14 protein-coding genes and 1 pseudogene are annotated in these 17,112 nt (G+C 64.5%); 12 read left to right on the top strand and 3 right to left on the bottom strand.

The genetic code is table 11. The annotated features are described in order from the left end of the window. Positions 1-834, top strand: coding sequence for a sugar ABC transporter permease (locus A3E1_RS0136495; RefSeq protein WP_020525784.1), 834 nt, complete (start codon positions 1-3; stop codon positions 832-834). A gap of 1 nt (position 835) precedes the next feature. Next, the gene (locus A3E1_RS0136490) at positions 836-2,536 is read left to right on the top strand and encodes a glycoside hydrolase family 13 protein (RefSeq protein ID WP_020525783.1); all 1,701 of its coding nucleotides are present in this window, start codon (positions 836-838) and stop codon (positions 2,534-2,536) included. A 67-nt stretch (positions 2,537-2,603) separates the two neighbouring features. On the opposite strand, the gene A3E1_RS0136485 is transcribed toward A3E1_RS0136490, so the two are convergent. Next, positions 2,604-2,945 (bottom strand): hypothetical protein, encoded by a 342-nt coding sequence (locus tag A3E1_RS0136485; RefSeq protein ID WP_020525782.1) that lies wholly within the window; start codon positions 2,943-2,945, stop codon positions 2,604-2,606. A gap of 226 nt (positions 2,946-3,171) precedes the next feature. Here A3E1_RS0136485 and A3E1_RS0136480 point away from each other — a divergent pair, with 226 nt between their 5' ends. The 7 genes and pseudogenes from A3E1_RS0136480 to A3E1_RS0136450 all read left to right on the top strand — a co-directional run bounded on the left by A3E1_RS0136480 (position 3,172) and on the right by A3E1_RS0136450 (position 10,908). After that, entirely contained in the window at positions 3,172-4,230 is a 1,059-nt protein-coding gene (locus tag A3E1_RS0136480; RefSeq protein ID WP_020525781.1) for a BMP family lipoprotein, read from the top strand. A gap of 109 nt (positions 4,231-4,339) precedes the next feature. Beyond that, positions 4,340-5,890: an ABC transporter ATP-binding protein gene (locus A3E1_RS43975; protein WP_020525780.1), complete on the top strand. Its 1,551-nt coding sequence runs from the start codon at positions 4,340-4,342 to the stop codon at positions 5,888-5,890. A gap of 79 nt (positions 5,891-5,969) precedes the next feature. Next, positions 5,970-7,295, top strand: coding sequence for an ABC transporter permease (locus A3E1_RS0136470; protein WP_020525779.1), 1,326 nt, complete (start codon positions 5,970-5,972; stop codon positions 7,293-7,295). Positions 7,296-7,299: 4 nt separating this feature from the next. After that, positions 7,300-8,568 (top strand): ABC transporter permease, encoded by a 1,269-nt coding sequence (locus A3E1_RS0136465; RefSeq protein ID WP_020525778.1) that lies wholly within the window; start codon positions 7,300-7,302, stop codon positions 8,566-8,568. Next, positions 8,555-8,956 (top strand): annotated as a pseudogene (locus A3E1_RS43970) (cytidine deaminase); the annotation flags it as partial. The gene A3E1_RS0136465 and the pseudogene A3E1_RS43970, both read left to right, overlap by 14 nt. After that, positions 8,952-10,229, top strand: a complete 1,278-nt coding sequence (locus A3E1_RS0136455) for a thymidine phosphorylase (protein WP_020525776.1) — start codon at positions 8,952-8,954, stop codon at positions 10,227-10,229. The pseudogene A3E1_RS43970 and the gene A3E1_RS0136455, both read left to right, overlap by 5 nt. A gap of 10 nt (positions 10,230-10,239) precedes the next feature. Continuing rightward, complete coding sequence (locus tag A3E1_RS0136450) at positions 10,240-10,908, top strand: DUF4272 domain-containing protein (RefSeq protein WP_020525775.1); 669 nt, start codon at positions 10,240-10,242, stop codon at positions 10,906-10,908. Here the strand turns inward: A3E1_RS0136450 and A3E1_RS43965 are convergent. Continuing rightward, entirely contained in the window at positions 10,850-11,665 is an 816-nt protein-coding gene (locus A3E1_RS43965) for a putative RNA methyltransferase (RefSeq protein ID WP_051105264.1), read from the bottom strand. The genes A3E1_RS0136450 and A3E1_RS43965 overlap by 59 nt on opposite strands. A 33-nt stretch (positions 11,666-11,698) precedes the next feature. Here A3E1_RS43965 and A3E1_RS0136440 point away from each other — a divergent pair, with 33 nt between their 5' ends. Beyond that, entirely contained in the window at positions 11,699-12,763 is a 1,065-nt protein-coding gene (locus A3E1_RS0136440; RefSeq protein WP_040393021.1) for an adenosine deaminase, read from the top strand. On the opposite strand, the gene A3E1_RS0136435 is transcribed toward A3E1_RS0136440, so the two are convergent. Next, a complete protein-coding gene (locus tag A3E1_RS0136435; RefSeq protein ID WP_026209188.1) occupies positions 12,735-13,367 on the bottom strand; it encodes a uridine kinase family protein in 633 nt (210 codons plus the stop codon). The genes A3E1_RS0136440 and A3E1_RS0136435 overlap by 29 nt on opposite strands. Positions 13,368-13,521: 154 nt before the next feature. Here A3E1_RS0136435 and A3E1_RS0136430 point away from each other — a divergent pair, with 154 nt between their 5' ends. Then, complete coding sequence (locus A3E1_RS0136430; RefSeq protein ID WP_026209187.1) at positions 13,522-16,674, top strand: sensor histidine kinase; 3,153 nt, start codon at positions 13,522-13,524, stop codon at positions 16,672-16,674. Continuing rightward, complete coding sequence (locus tag A3E1_RS0136425) at positions 16,671-17,075, top strand: roadblock/LC7 domain-containing protein (RefSeq protein WP_020525770.1); 405 nt, start codon at positions 16,671-16,673, stop codon at positions 17,073-17,075. The genes A3E1_RS0136430 and A3E1_RS0136425 overlap by 4 nt, the downstream gene beginning before the upstream one ends. The last annotated feature ends 37 nt before the right edge of the window (positions 17,076-17,112 follow it).

Raw genomic sequence — 17,112 nt, 5'->3', positions numbered from 1 at the left:
ATGATTTGGCGGCACGCCTTTCTCCTTTGTGTCGTAGCCTTCGCTCTGCTGCCCGTCGTGTTCGTATTCTCGGCGGCGCTCAATCCGCTTGGCACGCTTGGATCCTCGGAGATCATCCCGACCGGGGCGAGTTTCGATAACTTCGTGAAACTCTTCTCCGACCCGGATCACTCGTTTGGCCGGTGGATGTTCAACTCGGTGATGCTGGCGCTGGTGTCCGCGTTCGCCAGCGTGTTCCTCGGCATCTGCGCCGCCTATGCCTTTAGCCGCATGCGCTTCGCGGGCCGTCGCGTTGGGCTGCTGGCCATCATGCTCATCCAGATGTTCCCGCAGTTCCTGGCGATCGTGGCCATCTTCATCATCTTCACGCAAGTCACGGAACTGTTCCCGCCCTTCGGTTTTGACTCGATCTGGGGTCTGCTGCTGCTCTACTTGGGCGGGGCACTGGGCGTGAACACGTGGCTGATGAAGGGGTTCCTGGATACCGTGCCCAAGGAACTCGATGAATCGGCGACGGTCGACGGGGCTTCGCATGCGCAGATCTTCTTCCGCATCATTTTGCCGCTCGTTTCCCCGATTCTGGCCGTCGTCGCGCTGCTGGCCTTCGTTGGCACGATGAACGAGTTCTTGATGGCCAACATCTTCCTGCGCAGCGATGACACGAAAACCCTCGCGGTGGGCATGTTTGGCTTGCTAGGGCCGGACAACCGCAACGTCAACTTCGGTGCCTTCGCGGCCGGGACCCTGCTGACCGCTATCCCGACCGTGTCGCTGTTCTACTGGCTCCAGAAATACATCACGTCCGGGCTCACGTTGGGCGCGGTGAAAGGCTGACATGCGTTATCTCGACCAGCCCCATCACGATGGATCCGCTCTCTATGTCGACGGCACGCGCGTCTGGGTGCGGATCCCCGCCTCCTTTCCGCTCGGTGAGGTCTACGTCCGGTCCGTCGTGGACGGTGAGCCGCGCTTCGCTCCGGCTGTGCTTGACGAAACGCGGACGGGCCAGGCGATCGGCGGCTACGGTGCGGAAGACAGGTGGTTCACGGCCACTGTCATCGCCCGCAATCCTGTGACGCCGTACCGGTTCTTCTTCGGTGAGGGGCGATGGCTGACCGCAAGCGGTCTCCATTTCCGCGATGTCACTGATGCCACGGATTTTCGCCTGGTGACGCATCAGGCACCACCGTCGTGGATGGCCGATGCCATCATCTACGAGATCTTCCCGGACCGCTTCGGCGGAACCTTGGCGGGCAAAGACGTTCCGTCCTGGGCGATCCCGTCGGCGTGGGATAGCGATGCGGTTCTCCCGCACGGGCCTGGTGTCGCCGAGCAGTTGTATGGCGGTGACCTTGACGGGATCACGGCACGCCTGGATCACCTCGAATCCCTTGGCGTGAACACGGTCTACCTAACGCCGATCTTCCCGGGCCGGTCGAATCATCGTTACAACGCTTCCAGTTTCGACCACATCGATCCGCTGCTCGGCGGCGACGCCGCCTTGAAGCGGCTCGCCAACGCGGTGCACGGGCGGGGAATGCGGCTGATCGGCGACATCACCACGAACCACGTCGGCGACGATCACGAGTGGTTCCAGACCTGCCCGGAGATGTTCTACTTCGACGGCGCCGGGAACTATGAATCCTGGTACGGGGTCAAAAGCCTGCCCAAGCTCAACTGGGGCAGCCCGCTCGTGCGTTCGCGGGTAACCCATGTGCTGCAACGCTGGCTGGAGTATTTCGACGGCTGGCGGGTCGACGTGGCGAACATGACGGGCCGTTGCGGCACTGACGACTACAACCACGAGGTCGCCCGGCAGCTGCGCCAAGCCGTGCCCGCCAACGCGATGTTCGTCGCCGAGCACGCCCACGACGCCACGGCAGACCTCGACCGGGACGGGTGGCAAGGCACGATGAACTACGGCGGTTTCACCCGGCCGCTGTGGTCGTGGCTGCGCGCTGAAACCAGTGAGCTGGAAAGCTTTATGGGCTACCCGGGCGGGATTCCGTTGCGCGACGGGCAGTCCACCCTGGACACCATCCGCGACTTTTTCTCACGGATGTCTTGGCGCTCCTATGTGCACTCGTGGCAACTGCTCGATTCTCACGACTCGCCCCGCATCCGCACGGTGACGGGATCGGCGCAGCGGCACGTGCTGGCACTGGGATTGCAGGCGACATTGCCGGGCACGCCGATGGTCTTCGCGGGCAGCGAATTCGGGCTTGAAGGGACCACGGGGGAGCACTCGCGTACACCCATGCCCTGGAATCGCCCTGGGGACCAGGACCTGGAGATGCTCGTGGCCTATCGCGCCCTCTTGCGGCTGCGCCGCGACGAGCCCGCGCTGCGGCACGGCGGCCTGCGCTGGATTCACGCTGACGCTGACACCCTCGTGTTCGTCCGAGAGCTGCGACACGAGTCGATTCAGGTCGCCGTCAGCCGCAACGGAACGCCGAAACCTGTGCTGGACGGGCAGATCCTTTACGCGGCGGAAGGCTTGTCCATCAGCCGCGTCGTGACCCCCGGCAGGCCGTAATCCGTGCGGCGAGCCTTTAGTTCCCGGAGGATCTGCCAGTCCTCCGGGCCCAGGGTCCTTACCTCGGTCATCGCCAGAAGACCGCGATCGCCGCGTTCACTAGCGTCATGCCGATGATGGCGAAGAAGTGTCCCTTCGCGACGGATTCCTTGTTCCGCGGCACGAACACCGCGATGAAGATCAGTAGTGCGATGACTCCCTTGACGCCAACCTTGACGTGGTTGAGCGCAGGGTCACGATCAAAGGGAGCAGCCAGGGCGATACCCGTGATGAGCTGAATCGTCGCTCCCCATAGGACGGCCTTGTTGATCCGGATGACGCCGGACAGATACTGCACGATCGCGCCGCCGAGGAGCAGGGCGAACCCGATGAGGTGGGCGTAACGCAGGATGAGTCGAAGTGCCTCCATGATCCGGCAGATTACGCCCTCGCAAATGCGCGGCACATGCCGCCACCGGAGTTACCGTTAGTGATGTCACAGCTACTCAGTGACCAAATACACCTAACAGTCACGCCAGAGTAACGACCGTTCAACAAAGCTTCATGATTGTCGGTTGAACGGCTGCTTCGCACGTAGGCTGCCGTCAAAGCAGTTTTCATTGGGAGAGGAGACCATCTTGCGCAGTCCGCGTGGGATGAAGATCATCGCGCTCGCCGCGGCCGGAAGCATCGCTTTCGCGGCTGCTGCTTGCAGCAAGCCCCCGGCCGATACCCCCGGCACCCCGGGCGCTGGATCTTTCAAAGCTTGCATGGTGACCGACACCGGTGGCATCGACGACCGCTCGTTCAACGAGGCGTCTTGGAAGGGTCTCGAGGCCGCCAAGGCCGCGAACTCGGCCGTCACCACTAAGTACACCGCCTCAACGGCAATGTCTGACTACGACCCGAACCTGCAAAACCAGGTGACGGACGGCTGTAAATACATCCAGGCCGTTGGTGGGCTGATGGGCGACGCCACGAAGAAGGTCGCCGCGGCCAACCCGACCGTTCAGTTCTCCATCGTGGACGCTGACAACCTGGGCCTGACCAACGTTTACCCGATCCAGTTCGAGACCCAGCAGGCCGCATTCCTGGCCGGCTACCTCGCGGCCGGCTACTCCAAGACCGGCAAGGTCGGCACCTACGGTGGTATGAAGATCGGTCCCGTGACCATCTTCATGGACGGTTTTGTCGACGGTGTGAAGCACTACAACACCACCAAGGGCAAGAACGTTCAGGTCTTCGGCTGGGACAAGGACAAGCAAGACGGTCTGTTCACGAATGACTTCGTGAAGCAGGACGCAGGCAAGCAGCAGTCCGACACCCTGGTCGCCCAGGGCGCCGACGTTATCTTCCCGGTCGCCGGTGGCGCCGGCCTCGGTTCGGCTGCCGCGGCAGCCAACGGTGGCTACGTCATCATCTGGGTCGACTCCGACGGCTTCCTCACCACCGACTACAAGTCGGTCATGCTGAGCAGCGTGCTCAAGAACTCGACCGACGGTGTCAAGGACGCGGTGCTCAACTCGGCCAAGACCCCGGGCACGCTGCTGACCGGTGGCTTCCTGGGCACCCTCGCCAACAAGGGCGTGGGCCTGGCGCCGTTCCACGACTTCGACAGCAAGATCGACCAGTCCCTCAAGGACGAGCTGAAGAAGCTGGAAGCCGACATCATCGCTGGCACCATCAAGGTCACCTCCCCGGCCCAGCCGAAGTGACCACACACCGCCTGAACTGGTGAGATGATCGCCTTCAGGCGGTAATAACTACACGGCCGCCGTCGGCACCGGAACCCCCCGGTACCGCGGCGGCCTTTGTTCCTCCACAATGTTGTTTCAACATGAGGTCCACATAGCTCTGGAGGCGACGCTGAGACTCGAACTGCGCGGCATCACCAAGCGCTTCGGTGACCTCGTCGCAAATGACGACATCTCTCTGACAGTGGAGCCAGGCGAGATCCACGCCCTGCTGGGCGAAAATGGCGCTGGCAAGTCCACGTTGATGAATGTCCTTTATGGTCTGTTGCAGCCGGACAGTGGCGAGATCCTGGTCGATGGCAAAGCCATCAAGATCAAGGGTCCGGGCGACGCTATCGCGGCTGGTATTGGGATGGTCCACCAGCACTTCATGCTCGTGCCGGTGTTCACGGTCGCGGAAAACGTGATGCTGGGCGCGGAGCCGGCGAAGGCGGGATTCCTCAATCACGCCGCCGCGAGCGACCTCGTGCGCACGGTTTCGCTGAAATATGGGCTGCCCCTGGACCCAGACGCGATCATCGAAGACCTCCCCATTGGCATCCAGCAGCGGGTTGAGATCGTCAAAGCGCTGACCCGCAACGTGGACCTGCTCATTCTCGACGAGCCGACCGCTGTGCTAACGCCGCAGGAGACCGATGAACTGCTCGGTGTCATGCGCGGGCTGCGAGACGCTGGAAAATCGATCGTCTTCATTACCCACAAGCTGCGTGAGGTGAAGGCGGTGGCCGACCGGATCACCGTTATCCGGCGTGGCAAAGTTGTAGGCAGCGCCGAGCCGACCGCGCCGGAATCAGAGCTCGCAGAGCTGATGGTCGGCCGCAGCGTCGTGCTGGAAGTGCCTAAGCAGACCTCCGAGCCGGGTGCGGCTGTGCTCAAGGTTTCCGGGCTAGTCGTGGCCGACGACCGGCGGCACCGGGCGGTCGACGGAGTCGACCTGGAGGTGCGGGCGGGCGAAGTGCTCGGCATCGCCGGTGTTCAGGGCAACGGCCAGACCGAACTGGTCGAGGCGATCATGGGATTGCGGCCCTCGCTCACCGGGTCAGTGACACTGTCCGGACAGGACATAACCGGCTGGGCGACGCGGCGGGTCCTGCGAGCCGGGGTTGGGTATGTGCCGGAAGACCGCAGCGTTGACGGGCTGGTCAAAGAGTTCTCCCTCGCGGAAAACCTGGTGCTCGACCTCTATGACACTGAGCCGTTTGGAAACCGGTTCGCGCTGAACCCGCGTGCGATCAATGAGGCGGCACAGGGCAGGGTCGAAGAGTTCGACATTCGCAGCCAGTCAGAGCAGCAGCCCGTGGGTTCGCTGTCGGGCGGCAACCAGCAGAAAGTCATTGTGGCGCGGGAAATGTCGCGTCCTCTCAAGCTTTTCATCGCCTCGCAGCCAACGCGTGGCGTTGACGTTGGCTCGATCGAGTTCATTCACCGCCGCATCGTCGCCGAGCGCGACGTCGGCTCGGCGGTGCTTGTCGTTTCCAGCGAGCTGGACGAGGTGGTCGCGCTGGCCGACCGGATAGCTGTCATGTACCGCGGGCGGATTCTGGCGGTAGTGCCACCCAACACTCCACGTGAGACCCTCGGCCTGCTCATGGCCGGGATTACCCCCGAGGCCGACTCATGAGAGAGCGCTTGCGCGAACGAATCGAAATAACAGGCCCCATAGTGCCTCGCGGCGAAGCCGACCGAAGGGAGGCTTTGACGTGAGTGACGAGCAGCACCCGATTCCAGAGCCGTCGCCGGACAAGGGCCCAGCGCACGCCGAAGCTGGCCGGCCCTATCTGACGACGGAAAAGCCTGGTAAGCACCGCGGCGACCCCACGCTGTGGGACAACTTCAAGAAAGAGTTCTACGCCGACAACACGTTCACGGTCACCCTCTTCGCGATCGTGCTCGCGCTCATCTTCGGCGGCATCCTGATGATCATCGGTGACGCTGACACGAGAGCGCAGTGGGGCTACTTCTTCTACCAGCCGCTCAAGACGCTGGAAGCCAGCTGGGATCTGGTTAGCAAGGCCTACACTGACATGTTCAAGGGCGCGGTCGTCAATCCCGACACCGTCAACCGGTGGTACTGGGACATGACGACCTGGCAGCAGGTGTTCCGCCCGATCTCGGAAACGCTGACGAACGCGGCACCGCTGATCCTGACCGGGCTCGCGGTCGCGATTCCTTTCCGCGCTGGCCTGTTCAACATCGGTGGCCAGGGCCAGGCGATCATGGGTGCGATCGGTGGCGGCACCGTGGGCATTCTGCTCAAGCTCCCCGCGCCCATCGTCATTCTCCTGGCCATCCTGGCCGGAGCGCTTCTCGGTGGGCTCTGGGGTCTGCTCGTGGGCGTGCTCAAGGCCAAGACCGGGGCGCATGAAGTCATCGTGACGATCATGCTCAACTACATCGCCCTCTACTTCTTGTTCTGGTACATCCGCCAGGCCGCCATCGACGATCCGAACCGCTCTGAGCTGATCAGTAAGCCGGTGCCGGACTCGTCGATTTTCCCGAAGCTCATCGACCCGGCACTGCGCGTCAACCTGGGAATCCTGCTGGCGCTGCTGGTCGCGGCTGGGGTCGCGTGGCTGCTCAAGCGGGGCACGTTTGGCTTCGAGTTGCGCGCGGTGGGCTACAACCCCAATGCGGCAGGGACCGCGGGCATCAAGGTCGGCTGGACGCTGGCTCTGACGATGGGCCTCGCGGGCGCGCTCGCGGGACTTGGCGGCACGACCATGGTGCTGGGCACGGCAGGCAACCTCACCGGTGAAGTGGTGGGGCAGATCGGCTTCAACGGCATCCTCGTCGCGTTGCTAGGCCGGGTGAAACCGTGGGGTGTCGTCGGCGCGGGCCTGCTCTTCGGGGCGCTGCAAGCCGGTGGCGCCGCGATGCAGACGTTCTCCGGCATCTCCAACGAGCTGGTGACCGCGATCCAAGCCATGATCGTTATCTTCGTGGCCGCGCCTTTGCTGGTTAAGGCAGTCTTCCGGTTGCGCAAGTCGCCGTCGGCCGCCGCGTCCGCCGCGCTGGCGAAGGGGTGACGACATGACGTCGATGACGGTAGACAATTCGCTGGCGCTTCCCGAGGGCTACTGGACGCGTACGCGCAAAGCCGGGCTCATCATGGTCCTGCTTGGACTTATCGCGGCCGTGTATTTGACGGCCATCGTGCCGAACGAGCCCGCGAGATTCTTCCTGGGCGAAACGACAGCGGCCAGTGGCGCGAGCTTCAGCATCAACGGCAAAGTCGGCACGCTGATCTTCGGGCTGCTGACCATCGCTTGTGGAGCGTTGCTCATCCTGACCAACAAGCGATTCGGCTTGTACGTCGGCTTGGGCCTAGCGTTTTTCGTGGTGGCGGCGCTGATCTGGCAGATCGCCGAGACCGGCGGCCAGGTGCCCCTGAGCTCCCTGTCGAAGATCACGATGGAGAAGTCGCTTCCACTAATCTTCGGCGCGATCGCAGGCGTGCTCTGTGAACGCAGCGGTGTCGTCAACGTGGCGATCGAAGGGCAGCTGCTCACGGGCGCCTTCTTCGCCGCGCTATTCGGCACGATGGTGGGCAGCCAGTGGTTTGGCCTCGTGGCGGCCGCCATTGGCGGTGCGCTCATTTCACTGATTCTCGCGTGGCTGGCGATCCGCTTCCTGGTGGATCAGGTGGTCATCGGTGTCGTCCTCAACGCGCTAGCCCTTGGCCTGACCGGGTTCTTCTATGAACAGGTCATGCGCGAGGACACCAAGTCGTTCAACTCGCCAGGGCTGCTTCCTGTGTGGACAGTCCCGGGTCTGTCTGAGATTCCGATCATTGGGCCTGCCTTGTTCAAGGGCACGATCCTGACGTATGCGGCGCTCCTGCTCGTGGTGGCGGCCACGGTCGCCTTGTTCCGTACGCGATGGGGATTGCGCACGCGGGCCGTGGGAGAGCATCCAGCCGCGGCTGACACCGTCGGCATCAAGGTGCTGGGCCTACGTTACGTCAACGTTATGATCGCGGGTCTGGTCGCCGGCTTCGGCGGTGCCTACTTCTCGATGGTGACGGCGAGCAGCTTCACCAAGAACATCACCGGTGGCCTGGGCTTCATCGCCCTCGCCGCGATGATTTTCGGCCGCTGGCACCCGGTTGGTGCCTTCCTGGCCGCGATATTCTTCGGTTTCTCGAGCGCCTTGTCGTCCCTGTTGCAGGCGATTCAGAGCCCCATCCCCAGTGACTTCCTCGCCATGTTGCCTTATGTAGCAACAATTTTCGCGGTGGCTGGACTGGTTGGCCGCTCTAGAGCACCTGCTGCGGACGGAAAGCCGTATGTCAAAGGTTGATTGGCCAGCTCTACGCAAAGCCGCGGTCGAGGTCATGCACCGGGCCTACGCGCCGTACTCGAAGTTTCCGGTCGGTGCCGCTGGGCTGGTCGACGACGGCCGGGTCGTCGTGGGCTGCAACGTGGAGAACGCGGCCTACGGCGTGGTGCTCTGCGCTGAGTGCGGCATGGTGTCGCAACTGCACGCCACGGGCGGCGGCCGATTCGTAGCCATGGCATGCGTTGACGCCGACGGTCACCCGTTGCTCCCTTGTGGACGGTGCCGCCAGCTGCTCTGGGAAAACGGAGGGCCCAAGATGCTCGTGGATTCCAAGGACGGCCCGCTCACCATGGCTGAACTGCTGCCGCGCGCGTTCGGTGTTGAGGACCTGGAGGCGATCGCCCATGAGCATTAATGCTGTAGATGTCATTCGCACCAAGCGGGATGGCGGCACGCTTTCGGACGCTCAGATCGACTGGGTGCTCGACGCCTACACCAAGGGCGTGGTCGCCGACGAGCAGATGTCTGCCCTGGCGATGGCGATTCTGTTGCGGGGCATGGACGATCGCGAGATCGCCCGCTGGACCGCCGCGATGATCGCTTCGGGGGAGCGGCTCGATCTGTCCGCCGTCACGCGGCCCACGGTCGACAAGCACTCCACAGGTGGTGTGGGCGATAAGATCACGTTGCCGCTCACGCCTTTGGTGGCGGCGTGCGGGGCGGCCGTGCCGCAATTGAGTGGCCGGGGCCTCGGGCACACCGGCGGGACACTCGACAAGCTGGAGTCCATTCCCGGCTGGCGGGCGGCACTGTCCAATGTGGAGTTCGTCGAGCAGCTCAGCACCGTCGGTGCCGTGATTTGTCAAGCGGGCGAAGGGCTCGCGCCCGCTGACCGCAAGCTCTACGCCTTGCGGGACGTCACGGGAACGGTTGAGGCCATTCCGCTGATCGCCAGCTCCATCATGAGCAAGAAAATCGCTGAGGGTACTGGGGCCTTAGTCCTCGATGTCAAAGTCGGCACCGGGGCGTTCATGAAGTCCAGTGACGACGCGCGAGAGCTCGCGCGCACGATGGTCGAGCTGGGGCGGGCGCACGGGGTCAACACCGTCGCCTTGCTCACCGATATGAACACGCCCTTGGGGCTGACCGTCGGCAACGCCATCGAGGTGCAGGAGTCCCTCGAAGTGCTCGCCGGTGGTGGCCCGGCTGACGTGGTCGAGCTGACGCTCGCGCTGGCCCGCGAAATGCTGGACGCCGCTGGACTGTCTGATGTGGACCCTGAGGCGGTTTTGGCGTCGGGTCAGGCGATGGACACGTGGCGGGAGATGATTCGTGCTCAGGACGGTGATCCGGACGCTCCGATGGCGGCCGCGAAAGAGGTCGAGGTCTTGCGCGCCACGCAGGGTGGTGTCGTGTCCGCTGTGGACGCTATGGGCATCGGCCTAGCGGCGTGGCGCCTTGGGGCGGGCCGGGCACGTAAGGAAGACCCGGTGAGCTTCGCCGCGGGCGTAGTGCTGCACAAGAAGCCGGGCGACCGCGTGAGCCCGGGCGACGTGCTGGCCGAGTTGCGCACTGACGAACCAGGCCGGATCGCCTCGGCGCTGGAGACGGCGACACCCGCGTTCACCATCGAGAGCCTGCCGCGCCCGGCGGTTCCGCTGATCATCGACCGGATCGGTTAGCCGGCCCGACATGCCTATCGCTGCCCCCGATCCCGTTGCCGTGCGCGTTGCCAGCTTGCAAGAAGTCACGCGCGTCGGGTTGCCCGTGCCGCCAGAGAACTATCCGTTCGTCTGGGATCCGGGTGACCTCGTGGACCTGCGCCCGACGATCGAGCTGGAGCGGCGAGCCGCGATCCTTTACGTGATTTTGGAACGAGCCTTCGGCATGCCGCCGGAACTGGCCGTCAAATGGCTGGAAGACAACGACCTCACCCCCGATGTCACCGAACCGGAGTGGGCGTGGATCACCGAGGAGATCGGTGACCGGCGGTCGTTCATCCTGCACCTGGACGCGATCGCGGGACTGGCCTGGATCTTAGGATTGATTCACGTGCTGGACCCGCTCGGGCCGGTGCAATCCCTGGCGCAGATCATGCCGGACCTCGAAGCTGGCGAGACCTTCGCTCAGTGGCAGGCACGGTCGCTTCCCGCGCCTAGAGACCCCGCCGTTGTGGCCGCCGCGCTCGACCTGCACTACTGCCTGGACTACGGCTACCTGAAGCTTGAGGGCGAACTGCCCGGGGTCATTGACGCCAACGCGATCGGTCAGCGCCGCTGGGCGCTGGAGTGGGCCTGTGTGTTCAGCGGGCCGAATCATGACGATCCGCCGGGGTGGGAAGAAGTCGACCTGTCCACGTAGTCACGGCCACGCTCGCGGTCACCCGCATCGCGTCAGCCGTGCCAGCGGCGTGAAAAGCGTTGGGTCCCATGTGGACAATCGCCGTGGCTTGAGCGGCCGTTAGCTCCATTTCCCAGGTCAGCACCTCCCGGCTGGCCTCGGAAAACTCGCTTAGCGTCGCGGCCACGCGGGCTGGTTTGCTTTCGTCCACTTTGAGCAGACCGAGCTGATCGCGCAGCTCAGCCAGGTGCCCTGGCTCGGGTGTGACCACGATCAGCTGGCCGTCTGGCTTGAGCACACGGTGCATCTGCGGCCCGTTGCGTGGGGCGAAGATGTTGAGCACGGTGTCAATGCTGTTGTCCCGCAACGGAAGTTCACCCCACGTGTCAGCGCCGACCGCTCCCAGGCGTGGATGTGCCTTGGCGGCCCGTTTCAGGGCCGGTTTGCTGACGTCAAACGCGACGCCTTGCGCGTGCGGCAGCCTTTCCAGCACGTGCGCTAGGTAAGTGCCCGGGCCTGCCCCGAGGTCCACGATCAGGTCGCCGGACGCCTTTTGCGCGACCGCTCGCATCAGCGGATCGAAGTGACCCGTCGCGAAGAACGCCGCCCTTGCTTCGACCATGGGTGCGGTGTCACCCAGGGGGAGTGCTTTACCGGTACCCAATAGGGCATATCCCTGTCTTGCCAGATCGAAGCTGTGGCCGCCGGCGCAGGTCAGGACCGATGGCCCGGCGCGCAGTGGCTGACGGCACAGGGGGCAGCGCAGCGCGGCGATCATCTGGTCGGTCAGCACAGCGCTATCTTCCTTGATGTGACCCTGAGCTTGGATGAAATCACGCGGGCCCCGAAGGCACTTCTGCACGATCACCTCGATGGCGGGCTGCGCCCGGCGACGATCGTGGAGCTGGCGCAGGAGATCGGGCATTCTTTGCCGGCGAGCGATCCCGCGGCCCTGGGCGCTTGGTTTGTCGAAGCGGCCGATTCCGGTTCGCTTGAGCGCTATCTGGAGACATTCGCGCACACCGTTGCGGTGATGCAGACCGAGGCGTCGTTACGCCGCGTGGCCTCCGAGTGCGCCCAGGATCTCGCGGCCGACGGTGTCGTCTACGCCGAGGTGCGTTACGCCCCGGAGCAGCACCTGACCCAGGGACTGACCCTCTCGCAGGTGGTCGAGGCGGTGCAGGCCGGTTTCGACGAGGGCTCCGCTATCGCTCGCGACAAGGGCACGCCGATCAGAATTGGCACACTTCTCACCGCGATGCGTCACGCCGCCCGCTCGATGGAGATCGCCGAGCTGTCCATCGCTTACCGCGACGAAGGTGTCGTGGGCTTCGACATCGCAGGAGCTGAGGCGGGCTATCCGCCCACCAGGCACCTCGATGCCTTTGAATACCTCCAGCGGGAGAACTTCCACTTCACCATTCACGCTGGTGAGGCCTTTGGCTTGCCGTCCATCTGGGAAGCGATCCAGTGGTGCGGAGCGGACCGTCTCGGTCACGGAGTGCGGATCGTCGACGACATTTCCAGCGAAGGAAAGCTGGGCCGGCTCGCGGCTTATGTCCGGGACAAGCGGATTCCGCTGGAGCTGTGCCCGTCGTCGAATGTGCAAACGGGAGCGGCCGCCTCGATCGCCGCTCACCCCATCAAGATGCTGCGTGACCTGCGCTTCCGGGTTACCGTCAACACGGACAACCGGCTGATGAGCGGCACATCTATGTCCCGCGAGATGTTCCTGCTCAGCGAGGCGTTCGGCTGGGGCTGGGCCGAGCTGCAGTGGTTCACGATCAATGCCATGAAGAGCGCGTTCATCCCGTTCGACGAGCGGTTGGCGATCATCAACGAGGTCATTAAGCCCGCGTACGCGAAGCTGATTTAAGGCTTTCGACGCGAGCCCAGATCTTGCGGGCCGACATCGGGCGGCAACCGAGCAGGTAGGCGCGTCCGAGTACCGTGGGGTCCTCCCGGAACAGGCGGATCCCACGTCTAAATAGGACAGACGGCGCCTTGCGGTGTTCGGCAAGATCGCGGACCAGCCGGCGGGTGAAAGTAACGGTACGGGGCCGTTTCAGGGCTATCGCGTCAGCAAGAAGTCCCAGCTCAGCGCACCGTGTCACGAGCTCGGCGGCAAATATCCCTTCGGCGACGAACATTGACTGATCGTCGATGGCGAATAGCCGATCAGCTACTCGAGCGCTTTGGCCGATGTCGTAGACAGGGATCAGTGCCTGACCAGAGGCGGACAATTCGGCAATCGCCGCTATCGCGGCCTCCGCATTCCAGCTTTCGGGGGACTCCCAGTCCACGATGCCCTGCGCTTGAGGCAAGGTAGGGTCGGTGCCGTCTTTGTAGAAATCGTCAAGACAAAGCACTGGTAGCCCGGTTCGCCGAGCTACGTAGGACTTCCCGGAACCGGAAGGTCCGGCAAGAAGAATAACTCGGGCATTTTGGACGCTCACTGTGAGTAGCTCCACTGACGACATTGGGCTGTATCCCCATGAGCATCCCATTGGCCTGGTTGCCAGAAACAACCTGGGCTTTCTTCTTTGCTAAGGGCGTGATGGAATCTCGGGGTCCGACCTTTGCAGGGCCGGATGATGTGCGTTGCCTTTGGCACCAACAGGAGAGGGCGGTGACGTGAGCAAGCGGTCTGGAAAGCCATCGAATGGCTTCCTTTCGCGTCTCCGGCGGCCATTCGGCCGGCTCAGGGATATGCCGATCTGGGCCAAACTTGGCCTGATCATGATCCCGCCAGTTCTTGCCACGCTGGTTATTGGAACCAACGGTTTGGTGGACAATCTGGATACGTACACCGGTGCAGACCGCATTCGCGTGCTGTCTCAGCTGGTGAAAGAGTCGGGAACCCTGGTCGACGCGCTACAGAACGAACGGGCTGGCGCGGTACAAACCCTCGCCGCCGACAACGAAGACCAGCGCAAGGCGCCTAGGGCCGCCTTCGAAGAAGCTGGCCGTGCGGTGGACGCCGCCGCGCTGGAATACACCCAGCAGCGCAACGCTCTCCGCGACGCTGACCCGGGCATGCGCGACCTGTTGACCCGCATCGACAACAGCCTGAGCCGGCTCCAGACCGTGCGCCAGCAGGTCGGTGAGCTGAAGGTCAAGCTGTCTGACGTTTCGCCGCCCTATCAGGTGCTTATCCGCGACTTGCTTGAGATCCGGGACCGGGCGGCGCAGTCCGCCGGTAGTGGTGACCTTGGTGATGGCCTTCGTGCCGCGGCCGCTATCGCCGCAGGCAAGGAATTCCTCGCCGAGGAACGCATCGTGGTGCTGCGGGCGTTCGACGCGGGCGAGATGACCCCCGAAATCAACAAGAGCTTCCTGTCGGCCCTCGTCGGCCAGGACCAGACCTACCGGGCGTTCGAGTCCGTGGCTCTGTCAACAGATGTGGACTACTACAAGAGCGCCGTCACCGGTCCGCCGCTGCGGAAGTCCACCAGCTACCAGGGCAAGATCGAGTCGCTCGGCGGCGGTGCCCCCATCACGACCGACTTCAGCGCGGCCGAGTGGGACCTCGCCATGAAGGACCATGCGAACCAGGTGCGTAACGTCGAGAAATACCTCGACGCCAAGGTCGAGACCGCCGCGCTCGCGGTGCGTAACGATGTCACCTCGCGAATCCTCATCCAGAGCTCGCTCGTCGGCCTCATGCTCATCGTCGCCATCCTGTCAGCGTGGCTCGTCGCCCGCTCCATGGCTCGCTCGCTGCGCGAGCTGCGCCAAGGCGCGCTCACGATCGCCCAATACGGTCTGCCCCAGGCCGTGGCCCGGCTGCGTGACCCGGCGCTGTCGTCACAGCTGTCGCCGGCCCAAGTCGCGAACCAGATCGCTGAACCGCTGCCGGTGCGCAGCAAGGACGAATTTGGCCAGGTGACCGAGGCGTTCAACGCGGTCCACTTGGAAGCGGTCCGCACCGCGGCCGAGCAGGCCGCCCTGCGATCCTCCGTCGCGACCATGTTCGTCAACCTCGCCCGCCGTTCGCAGATCCTGGTCGACCGGCTCATCGGTCACCTCGACCGGCTAGAGCGTGGTGAAGAAGACCCCGATCGTCTGGCCGAGCTCTTCCAGCTCGACCACCTGGCCACTCGAATGCGGCGTAACGACGAAAACCTTCTGGTGCTCGCCGGTGCCGACTCCACCCGTGTGCAGCGCGAGCCGGCGGCCCTGCTCGACGTGCTCCGTGCCGCACAGTCCGAAGTGGAGCACTACACGCGCATCGAGTTCGGTGTGGTCGACCGCGACATCGAGGTCGCCGCGCACGCGGTTAACGACCTCGTGCACCTGATCGCCGAGCTGTTCGATAACGCGACCGCGTTCTCCCCGCCGGACTCGAGCGTCATGGTCGAGGCCCGCCGCGTGGGTGACCGTGCCGTGCTTTACGTCGAAGACCACGGCATCGGCATCCAGCCGGACATGCTCGCCGACATCAACGAGCGGCTCGCGACGCCGCCGATGGTGGACGTGGCCGTGTCCCGGATGATGGGTCTCGTCGTGGTCGCCCGTCTGGCCGCCCGGCATGGCGTCAAGGTGGAGCTGCGTTCGTCAGCCGAGCGTGGCGTGATCGCCGACGTCACGCTGCCGACCGCGGTGCTTGTCCCACGGGCGCTTTCCGGCCGCGCCGGTGCGCCGTCGCGTGAGCCGAGCGCGATCGAGCCGCAGCGGCAGCCAGCTGTGCCACCACGCAACACGTTTGGTGCTCCGCTCGCGCTGGAAAGCGGTTCGCCGCGTGGCTTTGACGCCCCGACGCCGAACCCCTTCGCCGCGCCGCCAGCGGTCACTCCACCGCCTATGCCAGCCCCGGTTCCGGCCCCGCCCAGCCGAGCAGGCATGCCCGCGTGGTCAGACCTGACCGGTGCCGGGTCAAACGAAGGTGGCGCAAACGATCCGCTGCCCCGCCGTACGGTCGACGCGGAACTGGCCGCAGGTGGCCGCCCCGCGAGCTTCTACGGCTCACAGATCCCCCGGCAGACCCCGCCGGAGGAACACGCCTACGACCGCCTGGCACCGTATTCGGCCCCTCCGGCCAGCAGCCTGCCCATTTCGGCTGTTCCGGTCTCGGCTGTTCCGGTGTCATCGCCGCCCAGGCACGAAGTGCCGATGGGTGCCGCTCCGCCGATCTGGCCGCCGGTCGCTGAAGAGCGTCCGTCGCAGTCGCAGCAACCCGTTGTCCCGCAGCACATTCCGTACGCTGACGAGACGATGGAACTCCCGATCTTCCGGGAGCTGGAGTCGGCGTGGTTCAGCACCCGCCGGACGGCTGTCGACGATGGCGGGACATCCACTCCCGAATACGGTGCGCCAGACCTTACGATCACCGCACAGTTCCCGGCTGTCGGCTCCCGCACTAACGGCGGGACCCCGGTAGGCGGGGCCAACGGTGAGGCACCGAGCACGAGGGACGAGATGGTGACAGCGCAGGCGGGAGCCGGGCGGATGGGGCAGGGCGAAGGAGTGCCCGCCGCCTACAGGCCCACGTGGCAGACTGCCGCTGACGCAGGCTGGGCCGCGGCGACCGCGGCCGCCTCGGTCAACGAGGAGCCGGAAGAGACGACCATGGCTGGACTGCCAAAGCGCACGCCGATGGCACAGCTTGTGCCCGGTGGCGTCGACAAGGCCACTACCAGCGTGCAGCGCCGGTCGCCAGAAGGTGTGCGCGGGCTCCTGTCCGCCTATCACCGCGGTGTCCAGCGTGGACGGACACAGCACAAAGACGATCAGAATCCGGGCTCTACCGAGGCCGGAGGCCAGAACGGCAAGGAGCACGAGGGATGACCACAGCGCAGGATCTTGGTTGGCTCTTGGCCAACTTCGCCGACCGGGTGCCCGGGGTCGCCCACGCGGTCGCGGTTTCGGCCGACGGCCTGCTGCTCGCTTCGTCCCGGGATCTACCCCGGGACCGGGCTGATCAGCTCGCCGCCATCGCTTCCGGGCTGGTGAGCCTCACCCAGGGTGCGGCTCGCTGCTTCGAAGGCGGAGCCGTGCTGCAGACCGTCGTGGAGATGGACAACGGTTTCCTGTTCCTCATGTCCATTTCGGACGGTTCGTCGTTCGGTGTGCTCGCGTCGCGTAGCTGCGATGTCGGGCAGGTCGGCTACGAAATGGCTTTGCTGGTTGACCGGGTGGGCGACGCCCTGACCCCGGCGCCCCGCAGCGCCGCTGGGGTGATTGGTTAACCGGCAGTTGTCCACTTCGGACACCACTGGTAGGGAG

This window comes from Catelliglobosispora koreensis DSM 44566 (assembly GCF_000379685.1).
GTDB lineage: Bacteria > Actinomycetota > Actinomycetes > Mycobacteriales > Micromonosporaceae > Catelliglobosispora > Catelliglobosispora koreensis.
This window is presented reverse-complemented; position numbering and strand designations above follow the sequence as displayed.